Here is a 12081-nt window from a genome sequence, read left to right on the forward strand (position 1 = left end):
GGAACGCTCCCCGGTTTATTCAGAACGTTACCCCGATTATTCGGAACGCCGGACCGTTTATTCGGAACGCTCGCGATCTAGTCGTCAAAATCCACAAGCTCGACTTCTCCGTCTTCCACGACGGCCATTCTCAATTCGGTGACCATGCCGCCGTCTTCGTCTACCTCGCTGACTTCATAAACGTGTTTGTCATCATCCACTTGCTGCAGCCCTTCATCCAGGGACTCGCGAATGGCGTGTGCATCTTCGGTTTCACCGGCTGCTGCCATGGCTTCGGCCAGAATATAAACGCTATAATAGTGGTAGCCGGCTTCCGAACCGGGATCGGCATCAAACGTGTCTTGATAATCGCTAATAAATTGTTCGTTGCCTTCATGAACATCATCGACGAGTGGCGGGACGCCGACCGAACCTTCGATGACTTCCGGCGCGCCGCCGAGGACGTTATCGATTTCATCGAGCTTCGCTTGGTCCATCACGAGGAAGCCGCCTTCAAAGCCTTGTTCTCTCGCCTGGGCCATGACTTGTGCCGTCGGTTCCGAGGAGCCGCCGACGAAGAGAACATCCGGGTCTTCAGCTAACGCATTGGTGAGTAACGTGTAAAAGTCGGTATCCTGGGCATAGTCCACGGAGCTTTCATGAACGACGTTACCGCCCATTTCTTCCCAAGCCGGTGCCAGCGCTTCTGCCCAGTCCATGCCGAACTCGCTGTTTGGCGGCAACATGGCTAGATCCGTACCGAAGCGCTCCATTTGATACTCGGAAAACGGCTCGATATATTTGTCATACGTGGGCGGGATTCGCCACGTTAAATCGTTGTCTTGTTGCGTGATCTCCGGCTCACTGGAATAAGAGGCGAGCAGCACTTCGTCTTGTTCGTTAAAGACTTGCGTCGCGTACGTTCCGCCGCTATGAGGAACGAAAATCACGGGCGTGTCATTCTCTTGGACAAGTCGTCGCACGTTGGCGCCTGTTTCATCCGGAAGGTATTGGTCATCGAGGCTCACGAGATTGAACGAATACATTTCCCCATCCACTTCGAAACCGCCGGATTCGTTGATTTCTTCAATCGCCATCGTGAGTCCGTTCAACGTGTTGTTCCCATAGTAAGCGCCGGCCCCGCTTAATGGGCCGCTAAAGCCAATGTCCACGACTTCCGTGCCTTCGGCCACTTCCGTATCCACTTCAACCTCTTCTCCCCCTTCATCACCGGGAGCGCCGGGGGCAGGCGTTCCTTCTGCTTCCTCCGTGACATCTGACTCTCCCCCGTCGCCGTTACACCCGACCGCCAATAGCATCATGACTCCGCCGACCATCATACTGATCTTTTTCATATTTTTTGCCTCCTTTTATTTGGTTTTAAGCCCCGATATACGCTTTTCGGACTTCATCATTGGAAAACAACTCCTCGCTATCCCCTTCCACGACAATGTTTCCATCTTCAATGACATACCCGCGGTCGGCAATTTTGAGGGCGGCATTGGCGTTTTGTTCGGCTAAAAGAACCGTCGTGCCGCCGCGGTTAATTTCCTGAATGACATCGAAAACTTGTTCAACAATCAACGGCGCCAGGCCGATGGACGGTTCGTCCAAGAGAAGCAGTTGGGGGCGCGACATCATCGCCCGTCCGATGGCTAGCATCTGTTGTTGGCCGCCGCTGAGCGACCCTGCGGATGCTTTTTGTTTTTCTTCCAAAATCGGAAAGAGCGTGTAAACACGTTCCATCGTTTCCGCGACTTCTTTTTTATTGCGCTTGATCACATAAGAACCCATTTTCAAATTTTCGGAGACGTTCATGTCCGGAAACAATTTCCGGCCTTCCGGGCAGTGGCCGATGCCGTCTTTTACCAGATTACTGGCAGGTGCGCCGGCGATCGATTTCCCCTTCCATTCAATGCGACCTTTTGCCGGTTTATTTAACCCGCTGATCGTTCTGAATATCGTACTTTTTCCGGCGCCGTTCGCCCCTAACAACACAACCAGCTCCCCGGCATCCACATTCATGGAAACGTCTTTCAAAGCCTCGTACATGCCATATCGTACCGATACATCATTGAGCATCAGCAGCGTCCTCACCCCCTCCCAAATAGGCTTGAATGACTGTGTCGTTGTTTTGAATCTCTTCAGGTGTGCCTTCCGCAATCTTTTCGCCCTGGTTAAGCACGACGATATGATCGGCGATTTCCATGATCATCTGCATTTTGTGTTCGATTAAACAAACGGTTAAGCCGTGGTCAACCATTTTGCGCATCAGATTCGTCAACCCGTCCGTTTCGTCCGGATTGATCCCCGCGGCCGGTTCATCGAGAAACACTACTTCCGGGTCTGTGGCAAGCGCTACGGCAAAAGCCGCGCGTTTTTTCGCCTCCTGGGAAATGTCTGAAACGAGCCGGTTCGATTCCTTCGTTAACCCTACAAAAGCTAACACCTCCTCTGCTTTCTCGCGACTTTCCCGTTCTTCTCGTTTCAGCCTCGGCGTGCGCAGAAGGGCGTCAAAAACCCCGGATTTCGTACGCAGACGATGACCGACGATGACATTATCCATGACCGTCGCCTGCTCGAACAGATTCGTCGTCTGAAACGTACGGGCGATCCCTAATTTCGCAACGTTAAACGCTCTCTTTTTCGTAATATCCTCACCATTAAAGACAACGGTCCCTTTTGTCGTCGGATAAAACCCGCTGATCACGTTGAAAAGCGTCGATTTTCCTGCTCCGTTCGGACCGATGATCGCGGTAATTTTTCCCTTTTCAATGCCGACATCGACATTATCAACGGCCGTTAAACCACCGAATGCTTTCGTCAGGTCTTTCGTTTCAATGAGCATTAATCGCCACCCCCGTACGTCGATGCGTTGGATGCTTGTTTTGCTAGTTTTTGATTTTTCTTATATTGCCGTTTTGCTTTCCACATTTGAATGCCGCCGACAATCCCTCTTGGGTAGAAAATAACGAGAAGAACCAGGATCGGGCCGAAAATCAGCATGCGGAACTCCTCCATAAATTGAAGCGATTGCGTCAGCGTGACGATCAAAAACGTCCCCACAAGCGGGCCGTACAACGTCCCGATGCCGCCAACGATCAAGTACGTCAACATATCAAACATCGTCATCGTGTACGATATTTCCGGTCCGATAAATTGAACAAAAGACGCGTACAACGCCCCTGCCACGCCTGCAAAAAAGGCGGAGATGACAAAAGAGAGCAATTTCTGTTTCATCGTGTTGATGCCAATCGTCTGCGCCAGTTCTTCCGAATTTCGAATCGCCGCAAAGGTACGCCCGACGAGGGATTCGGCGATGAATTTCATAAAGACGATCGTCAATACGAGAAACACGAGCACCAAATAATAATTCGATTCGGCACTATCAAATGTGATCGGACCGATCGCCCCGGGAGGCTCGATTCCGATAAGTCCACGCACGCCGCCGGTCAATTCATCCCACTGGTAAATGACAAGGTAAATGATATACCCGACACAAAGCGTGTAAATGGCAAAATAATGCGTCTTCGTTCGCAGTGCAATGAGCCCGATCAATAAACCGGCCACCGTTGTAATCACCAAAGCGAGGACAAACGCGAACCAATACGGCACATTCGCGTCCACCGTTAACAAACCGAGGGCATACGCCCCGATTGCAAAAAAACCTGCATGGGCGAGTGAAAGCTGCCCGGTATAACCGGAAATTAAATTCATGCCGTAGACGGCAATCGACCAAATAAAGGCGAGTGTTAAAATATACAAGTAATATTGATTGTCTGTAACAAAAGGCACAACTAAAGCGATTAACAAAAAGATAAGCGGTGTGGCGTTTCTTTTGAATATCGACATGCCTAGTGAGCCCCCTTTGCAAACAAACCTTGGGGTTTCACCGTTAAAATAATGACGAGCAAGACGAAAGCAATGATGTCGCTGTATTCGGCAGAGATAAAGGTGGCCCCGAGGCTTTCCGAGAACCCAAGAATGTAGCCGCCGAGAATCGCGCCGGGCACACTGCCCATTCCGCCAATAATGACAATCACAAATGCTTTCAATATGACGAGATGCCCCATGTCCGGGTAAACGAGATTAATCGGTGCATTAATGGCAGCAGCAAAAGCAGCGAGACCGCCGGAAATGAAAAACGTCAACATCGCCACGCGGTTCGCGTTGATCCCTTGCAGAAACGCCCCTTCACGATCCTGTGACATAGCGATGATCGAGGCGCCGACCATGGTTTTTTTTAGGAAAAGTTGCAAAACGATCATGGCGATAATTGCGGCTACGACGATTAATATACGTTGCGACGTCACCGTGATGCCGAGTAAGGAAACGATGTTTTCGCTGAACGGCGTGGTCATGGAACGATAATCTGCGCCCCAAATTACCCTTATAAGCGTTTCCAAAAATAACAGCAAACCGATGGCCGCGATTTTATCGTGAATCGGCGGGGAGTCCCGGAGCTGGTTAAACACGAGACGCTCCATTAGCACGCCGATTCCCCCAACGACCAAAACGGCGGCAAGCATGGCTACAAAATACGGCATTCCCAAGAGGGTCATGGACATTAAAGTCGCATAGCCGCCAACCATATAAAGGGCTCCATGAGCAAAGTTCGGGACGTGAAGAATCCCGTAAACGAGCGTCAGCCCTAAAGCGACGAGGCTGTACACGCTTCCGATCGTAAGTCCGTTAAACAGTTGTTGCGCAAGAACATCCATGGAGCACCAACCTTCCTATTTCTATTTCGTTTCCTCAGATGCGATAAGTTCTCTTTTTAATATTTTACCGACGGCGGTTTTCGGAAGCTCATCGACAAAAGATACCAGTTTTGGCACTTTGTAGTTCGAGAGGCTTTCCTTGCAAAAAGCAATCAAGTCTTCTTCTGTGAGCTCAGCGTCTTCATTTTTCACGACGACCGCTTTGACGGTTTCTCCGCGGTACGGGTCAGGGACGCCGATGACAGCGGCTTCTTGCACGGACGGGTGCCGATAGATCACGTCTTCCACTTCAATCGGGTAAACGTTGAATCCGCCGGCGATAATCAGTTCTTTTTTTCTGCCGACGATGAAGTAATAGCCGTCTTCATCGACATTTGCGAGGTCTCCGGTATAAAGCCAGCCGTTACGTAGCGTCTGCGCCGTTTCCTCCGGCAAACCGTGATAGCCTTTCATGATTTGCGGGCCGCGAATGATGAGTTCCCCGACTTCGCCGGTGGCAAGTTCTTCCTCTCCGGTGGCGATATCGACGATCTTCGCCTCCGTGTTCGGGAGATTGATACCGATGCTGCCTGTTTTTTGCAAGCCATCGACGGGGTTGCGGTGCGTGACCGGTGAGGCTTCGGATAGGCCAAACCCTTCGGCGACATTAGCCCCGGTGAGGGAATTAAACGTATTGATGACTTCCACAGGCAGAGGAGCGGATCCACTTGTTAAAATATCGAGTGAAGAGAGGTCAAAGGCTTTCTTTTGATAATATTCCAATAAGGCCATGTACATCGTCGGTACCCCGGGGAAGCCGGTAGGTTTTACCCGCTCGATGATCCTGACGACTTCTTCGACGTCAAAGCGGGGGACCAATATCATATTTCCGCCTCGGTAAAGCGTGAGATTCATCCCGCTCGTCATTCCGTAAACGTGGAACAGCGGTGCGATCGTTAACACCCGCTCTTGCTCAACGTTCTTGGTCTTTTGCGTAGCAGCCGATTGCATCGTATTTGCCACCAAATTGTAGTGGGTGAGCATCGCCCCTTTCGAACGCCCCGTCGTACCTCCCGTGTATTGAATGACGGCCACATCTTCTTTCGGATCAATGGCTGCGCAGGGCGCTTCTCCGTCATCATTCACCAATGCATCAAAGGCACTGGAGCCTTTTAACGAGACTTCGATGACGGTTTTGACGCCGGTTTCTTTTTGGATCGCTTGGAAAACCGGTTTTAAATCTTCCAACATAATGAGAGCGGTTACACCGGAATCATTAAGAACATGCAAAAGCTCCGGCGGCTTGTACATCGGGTTCACTTGCACAACGGTCGCGCCCAGGCTCAACACCGCGAAATAACTCACGGGATACTGAGGACAATTCGGGAGCATAAGCGCGACGCGGTCCCCTTTTTTGACCCCGCGTTTGGAAAGTCCGCTCGCTACACGTTGGATATTATTGCTGAGTTCTTCATAGGTATACGTGAGTTCTCCGAACATCATTGCCGTTTTATGACGGTTTTCGCTGAGACTTTGTTCGAGCATTTCCACGAGGGAGATTTCCGGTATTTCGATATCTTCATAGGGAATGGCTTTTTCCTGCATCGAGACACACTTCCTTTCAAAAATAGTGTTGTGCATTTTAGGTGCAAAAAGCATGCCAATGCTGGAAGCGCTTTCTAAAGGGAGGATACTGACCGGTTAGTTTTGTGACCGCATGGATTCGATACATAAATGAATGATTGATGCATTTATGTATGAGAGCGTCGGTGGGGAAATGAAACCGGGCGGGAGCATGAGAGGCAGTCATGCGATTCATCTTTTTATGCGGACTGCCATCTAAATGGCCGCGAAAAGTGGTTATACGGCCTAATTAATCGAGCTACGTAATTTGTCCGTATGAAGCGATCATACGGACAAATTTTCCCTTCGCGCGATGCAAAATAGCCGCAAGCAGCTGTCATACGGACAAAGTATCCTTCGATAAGCATAATACTGCCGTATAACTTGATGCCTGCGCCTGCATAAAGCATTATGGAGCCCTAACGCGGGATTAGAGTATCATTTCGGGCTCATGAACGGCGCATGGGGACCCAAATCGGAAGTAGATCGCTTTTTCGGGTGCCATGAAGCGATCATGGTGACCCAAGAAGCTGAAATCCGAGGCATGATCCTAAAATACGTTAAAAGTCTAAAAAAAGAAATCAGTATCGAAAGAGTTATACTGTATGGTTCCTATGCAAAAGGAACGGCTACAGATGACAGCGATATTGACGTTGCTATAGAATCAAAAGATTTTGGTGATAATTATTTAAAGGAATGGCAAAGATTATACCGACATGTATGGAAAAGCGGTGTGGACCCATCATTAGAACCTCGCCCACTTTATCATGACATACATCCATCTATGAAGGAAGAAATTCTGGAAAGCGGCAAAACTATATATGAGGCAAAGCATGATGCCGTCATAACCAATAGATTTAATTAAGCCGTTTTCTCCTTTAACGTTCCAACTGCTTCGTTCATGGGTGCCTTAACTGAGCCTTATCGGCGAACTCGTCAATTTAGTCAGAAGAATAGATTAAAATGGGCATTCCGATTACGAAGTTGACTCGGAATGCCCTTATATCGGTCCACAAAATGAAGTGCCAGAATAAGCCACAAAAGTGCCGGATCACCCCCGCTCAATACTCCACCCGCCCAAACCATCGGTAGCGCCGCCTTGAAATAAAGCGGTAAACCGGGGCGCCGATCAGGCCAGCGCCCGGCACATACATAAGCACCGCGACTGGCGCCGTAACCGGAAGCAGCGCGAGCAGTTTGCGCACGGTGTTGTAGCCGGTTAACACTTGCTTGTCCGGGGTGAGCATATAAATCTCATCGTACATATTTTTATAGGCGTTCGCTTTTTCCAGCGTCTTTTCGCTTATTTCTTGGACAGGAAACCAGTGGACAGCGTTACGCCAGTCGAGCTTGCCGAGCACCATCTTCACAAATCGGCACAAAGGACACTCGCCATCATAAAAAACAACATGTTTACGCATCGAACGACCACCTCTTTCTGCCACCGTACCACGAAAAAACAGATGCGCCAATTGACGCATCTGCTTGTCCTTAACATTCTTGATCGTCGCTGTCGTCCTCGTCTTTTTGTTTCCGAACCCTTTTTGTCATGTCTTTGGCCATCGCGTCACTCTGCTGCATGGCGTGAAAGAAGCCGAATTCACCCGCTAATTCTTCTTTGTAGTGGTCGACAAATTTCTGGCTTTCCTCCACGTCTAATAAATTTTTTCCTATCGGCACACGTAAACCTCCTTCTTTTTTCGAGGTCCCGTTAGTATGCACAGAATCATGGATTTTCTTTCATTTCCGCATCGACTTTATAGATAAAAGCAAAAACTTCGGCGATCACTTCGTACAGATCAGCCGGGATCGACGTCCCGACCTCCAGTTGCTCCAACAATTCCGCGAGCGTTTCATCTTCTCGGACGGGGACATCACTTTCCTTTGCCCGCGCGATGATGTCCTCGGCAATCGACCCGTGCCCTTTTGCTTTTACGACAGGCGCGATGTCTTCGGCTTGCCGATACGTCAATGCCGCTGCCGTTCGACGTTTTTGCTTCTTATACGCGCACATCGAATCCCCCTCTCCCCATCGGCTCCCGATCCTTCGTTTCCGCTCGTTTCTCCGTCTGATTCCAGTGATAAGAAACAAGCCGAAACCCCTGCTCCTCCAACTTCTCCGCCAACATCGGCTTCAAAAGCGCGACAACTCCAGGCTCCTTATGATCATTATAAATTTGCACGGCAATGTTTGTTTCTTTTATAAACAAATCCAGCACCGTATCTTCTAAGTGCTTTAATTTCAGGAAAAATAAAACCCGTGTGGCGGCGTCCTCCTGTCTCCGTTCGTGCGCGTGGGTGTGCCATTGCATAAATCCATCCGTTACATGATCATCGAGATGAAGGGGCACAAAACCAGAACCCTGGGAAGGGTCCGTGTTCAGCAGATGAAAGCCGAGGGATTGCTGTAGGAGCGGAAGAAATTGCTGTCGGTCCTGGCTCATCCCCGCCTGAATGAGCGTTCGCACATTCAGCACTTGCAGCCCAGTGTCATCCGCCGGGCGCCCAAGGGAGGCGAGCATCGTCTGCAGGCCGGACGTGTCCGGTTGTTCGCGCGTAAGCAAAAATTGCAGCGCGAGGCGTTCGGTCGCCGGAAGGTTTGCAGGCGATTGGATCAGTTGCATGAGCGCTTCCGTGTTCCCGCCTATCCGGGCCAACACCTGCTTTGCCCCGGCACTTTCCGATCGATTGCTATCGGCGAGCGCGGCGAGTTGCTGCAGGCGACTTTCCGCGGAAGTTCCCGCTTGCATCCTTCCTTGTTCCTGTAGGTGTCGCGCCGCTTCCGACGGCAGATCACGGATTTGCCCCGACAACGATTGGGGGTTGGAATGGGCGCTTTTTAACGCTTGCCAAATCGCGGGGGTGGTAGGCAATTGCTTTTCAATGGCCCGCTGCGCGAGTTGCAAATGCACATCTGTTAAGCGCCCTTCTCCTTTCAATCGTTCGGCTGCTTGCATGAGTGCAGATCTCGAGAAGGGTATTTCATCTTTAAGCAATTGCTGAGCGAGTGCGCGCTGATATTTATCCTCCGGTAAGCCGGACGACAAAGGCTCCACCTTTAAGCGCGGTAACCCATCGAGGGATTGAACGTGAAAAAGATAACGATTGCCGACGGTGAGCGCGGTTTCCAACTTCGCCACCAGCGTGTGCTGTCCGGTTTCGATCGTGGCGAGTTGCCCCGAGAAAAGACGAGACACGGTGCCACTGAACATTTGGCCAACGCGAAACGTCGGTTTCGATTGCGCGTTGGTATTGAATTGGCTGGAGAGAGCGGCAATGTCCATCTGTTATCTCCTCTACGCCTCCCGGATGATGATAGGTTGAAACGATCGACGATGCTCCGGGGAGGGACCTTCGCGATCCAGCGCTCCCAAATGCGCTTTCGTTCCGTAGCCGGCGTTTTCGTCAAATCGATAGGCGGGATAATGTTCATGCAACGTTTTCATATATGTATCGCGGGTCACTTTCGCGATGACAGACGCGGCGGCAATGCTCGCGCTTTTGGCATCCCCTTTGATGATGGGGGTTTGCGGAACATCAAGCGAGAGTTCCATCGCGTCGATAAGCAAGTGATCGGGCGGCTTCGGTAAATCGTTAACGGCTCGTACCATCGCGCGGCGCGTCGCGTGGTAAATATTGATCTCGTCAATCTCTTCGGATGACGCCATGCCGATGCCCACATCACCGACCGCGGTAATTTTTTCATAAAATTGCTCCCGTTGATCGGCTGTTAATTTTTTTGAATCGGTTAGGCCCGGCAATTCAAACGACGCAGGCAAAATAACCGCGGCGGCTGTCACCGGTCCGGCGAGCGGTCCTCTGCCGACTTCGTCCACCCCTGCGATTTGCGCGTCGGGAAAACTGAAGTGGTGATCATGCGCGCGCATGTTTCTAAACTGTTGCAACGCCAAGGCTTCACGTTCGAGCATACGGTCGTAGCGAACGAGCAGGTTCCGGACGCCTTTGCGTTCATCCGCGCGCAGTTCATTGATCCAATTGTCTGACGGCTGTTTTTCAGCAAAAAGATGCGCCTTGACCTCGGCAATCGATAGCCGTTTCTCCACCGCCTTCACCTCTTTCTTTTTATATCGGCCCATCGTTCGGTTTTTCCAGTGAAATTGGACCCAGTTTTTGCGAGCGAAAATCGCGGAGGATCACTTCTGCCGCTTGGTCAAAATCCACATCTCCGCCGGCGATGAGGCAGCCGCGTTTTCGACCGATGGCTTCAAAGAGTTCCACGCCTTCGCTCGGGAGCTCGGGTAAGTTGTAACGCTCCTTCAACGCGTCCGGGTAGCGATCGTGCAACTGCCGGATGAGATAAAGCACAACGTCTTGAAAATCAAGGCGTTCATCTTTGATCGCGCCGGTGATAGCAAGCTTGTACCCGACTTCGGGATCTTCGAATTTCGGCCAGAGAATCCCAGGGGTATCGAGGACATCCATCTGGTTGCTCACCTTAAGCCAGTGATTGCCTTGGGTGACGGCCGGTTTGTTGCCCGTTTTCGCCTGGTTTTTTCCCACGAGGCGATTGATGACCGTTGACTTACCCACATTCGGAATGCCGAGGATCATCGCGCGAACCGAACGGTTTTGAATGCCTTTTTTTTGCAGGGCTTGCATTTTTGGCTGGGCGAGTCGATTTACTTCCTGGATTAGTTTTCCACTTCCCTGATTATGCTTGGCGTTCATCAGAACAACAGCTTTGCCGTTTTGCTCGAAATGTTGCTGCCATGCTTTTGTGATCGCTTCATCGGCCATGTCCGTTTTCACGAGGGCGAGCACGCGCGGCCGCTCGGAAAGAATGTCGTTGAGGACCGGATTGCGCGACGCTTGCGGAATGCGGGCATCGGCCAGTTCCACGACGACGTCCACACGCTTGATCAGCTCCCGGACTTCGCGCGTCGCCTTCGCCATATGCCCCGGGTACCATTGGATGGTCATTGTTGTGTCACCTCCTTGATTATCAGCCATTCTGGATTCTTCAATGCACCTCGAATTACGAGTTTTTAGTTTCCGGAGATGCGTTGGGCACTCCAATGAATCTCGGATTCGTATAATGTATATTCCCTTTTAGAGGTGTATTGGCTCGTTCATGAAACCTCTGATTGACGTATTTTTCCTTTCAGTGGCGTCATGAACCATTTATGAAACCACTAATTGGTATATTTTTCTTTCCAGTGGTGTCATAAGCCGTCCATGACACATACTGGGTTATTTTCCCTCTCAGTGGTGTCATGAACCCCCGCTCGCTTTTATTTTCCTATAAAAAAAGAGCCTGGTGTCCAAGCTCTTCTTTTTACAGTCATTAGCGAAGTTCTTTGACACGCGCGGCTTTCCCTTGCAGTTTGCGCAAGTAATAAAGCCTTGCTTGGCGGACACGCCCGCGGCGTTTCACTTCGATTTTGTCAATAATCGGGGAATGGACAGGGAATGTTCGTTCAATGCCAATTCCGGATGTAGCTTTACGAACGGTGAACGTTTCACTCACAGAACTTCCGCGACGTTTTATGACAACGCCTTGAAATACCTGCACACGCTCACGACTTCCTTCCACAACTTTTACGTGGACGGCTACCGTGTCCCCCGCTCGAAAGTTTGGAAGGTCATCTTTTAGTTGAGATTTATTTACTTCCTCGATCAAGTTACTCATTTACATTATCCTCCTTTCTTCTCGGATGCTCTTACGGGGGTTCCATCCCGCCGAAGCGGAACATCGGATGTAAAGGCATTTGCCATTAGAAAACTTGGCTTATCGCCAATTATGGCGAAAGCCTTAGTT

At 50.5% G+C, this 12081-nt stretch carries 14 protein-coding genes; 1 reads left to right on the forward strand and 13 read right to left on the reverse strand.

The features are described from left to right. Nucleotides 1-77 precede the first annotated feature (77 nt). The 6 genes from DT065_RS04740 to DT065_RS04765 are packed head-to-tail and all read right to left on the reverse strand — an operon-like array spanning nucleotide 78 to nucleotide 6284. A complete protein-coding gene (locus DT065_RS04740; protein ID WP_114371355.1) occupies nucleotides 78-1334 on the reverse strand; it encodes an ABC transporter substrate-binding protein in 1257 nt (418 codons plus the stop codon). A gap of 25 nt (nucleotides 1335-1359) precedes the next feature. After that, nucleotides 1360-2067, reverse strand: a complete 708-nt coding sequence (locus tag DT065_RS04745; protein WP_114376068.1) for an ABC transporter ATP-binding protein — start codon at nucleotides 2065-2067, stop codon at nucleotides 1360-1362. Continuing rightward, nucleotides 2051-2827, reverse strand: coding sequence for an ABC transporter ATP-binding protein (locus DT065_RS04750; RefSeq protein WP_114371357.1), 777 nt, complete (start codon nucleotides 2825-2827; stop codon nucleotides 2051-2053). The genes DT065_RS04745 and DT065_RS04750 overlap by 17 nt, the downstream gene beginning before the upstream one ends. Continuing rightward, nucleotides 2827-3831, reverse strand: coding sequence for a branched-chain amino acid ABC transporter permease (locus DT065_RS04755; protein ID WP_114371359.1), 1005 nt, complete (start codon nucleotides 3829-3831; stop codon nucleotides 2827-2829). Before DT065_RS04755 ends, DT065_RS04750 begins: the two co-directional genes overlap by 1 nt. A 2-nt stretch (nucleotides 3832-3833) precedes the next feature. After that, nucleotides 3834-4700 carry a branched-chain amino acid ABC transporter permease gene (locus DT065_RS04760; RefSeq protein WP_114371361.1) on the reverse strand — a complete coding sequence of 289 codons (867 nt, stop codon included), beginning with the start codon at nucleotides 4698-4700 and terminating at the stop codon, nucleotides 3834-3836. A 21-nt stretch (nucleotides 4701-4721) separates the two neighbouring features. Next, a complete protein-coding gene (locus DT065_RS04765) occupies nucleotides 4722-6284 on the reverse strand; it encodes a long-chain-fatty-acid--CoA ligase (RefSeq protein WP_227002731.1) in 1563 nt (520 codons plus the stop codon). A gap of 532 nt (nucleotides 6285-6816) precedes the next feature. On the opposite strand from DT065_RS04765, the gene DT065_RS04770 reads away from it, so the two are divergent. Further along, complete coding sequence (locus tag DT065_RS04770; RefSeq protein ID WP_114376072.1) at nucleotides 6817-7167, forward strand: nucleotidyltransferase family protein; 351 nt, start codon at nucleotides 6817-6819, stop codon at nucleotides 7165-7167. A gap of 196 nt (nucleotides 7168-7363) precedes the next feature. Here DT065_RS04770 and DT065_RS04775 read toward each other — a convergent pair whose 3' ends face one another. The 7 genes from DT065_RS04775 to rplS form a co-directional block, all read right to left on the reverse strand. After that, nucleotides 7364-7723 carry a thiol-disulfide oxidoreductase DCC family protein gene (locus DT065_RS04775; RefSeq protein ID WP_114371363.1) on the reverse strand — a complete coding sequence of 120 codons (360 nt, stop codon included), beginning with the start codon at nucleotides 7721-7723 and terminating at the stop codon, nucleotides 7364-7366. Between the two features lie 70 nt (nucleotides 7724-7793). Next, nucleotides 7794-7982 carry a hypothetical protein gene (locus DT065_RS04780; RefSeq protein WP_114371365.1) on the reverse strand — a complete coding sequence of 63 codons (189 nt, stop codon included), beginning with the start codon at nucleotides 7980-7982 and terminating at the stop codon, nucleotides 7794-7796. A 46-nt stretch (nucleotides 7983-8028) separates the two neighbouring features. Beyond that, nucleotides 8029-8316, reverse strand: a complete 288-nt coding sequence (locus DT065_RS04785) for an EscU/YscU/HrcU family type III secretion system export apparatus switch protein (RefSeq protein WP_114371366.1) — start codon at nucleotides 8314-8316, stop codon at nucleotides 8029-8031. Further along, nucleotides 8303-9586: a hypothetical protein gene (locus DT065_RS04790; RefSeq protein WP_114371367.1), complete on the reverse strand. Its 1284-nt coding sequence runs from the start codon at nucleotides 9584-9586 to the stop codon at nucleotides 8303-8305. The genes DT065_RS04785 and DT065_RS04790 overlap by 14 nt, the downstream gene beginning before the upstream one ends. Before the next feature lie 12 nt (nucleotides 9587-9598). Continuing rightward, nucleotides 9599-10366, reverse strand: a complete 768-nt coding sequence (gene rnhB / locus DT065_RS04795) for a ribonuclease HII (protein WP_227002732.1) — start codon at nucleotides 10364-10366, stop codon at nucleotides 9599-9601. 19 nt (nucleotides 10367-10385) lie between these two features. Continuing rightward, a complete protein-coding gene (ylqF, locus tag DT065_RS04800; RefSeq protein ID WP_114371370.1) occupies nucleotides 10386-11243 on the reverse strand; it encodes a ribosome biogenesis GTPase YlqF in 858 nt (285 codons plus the stop codon). Nucleotides 11244-11607: 364 nt separating this feature from the next. Then, nucleotides 11608-11952, reverse strand: a complete 345-nt coding sequence (gene rplS, locus DT065_RS04805; RefSeq protein ID WP_114371371.1) for a 50S ribosomal protein L19 — start codon at nucleotides 11950-11952, stop codon at nucleotides 11608-11610. Between the last annotated feature and the right edge of the window lie 129 nt (nucleotides 11953-12081).

This window comes from Salicibibacter kimchii (assembly GCF_003336365.1).
GTDB lineage: Bacteria > Bacillota > Bacilli > Bacillales > Marinococcaceae > Salicibibacter > Salicibibacter kimchii.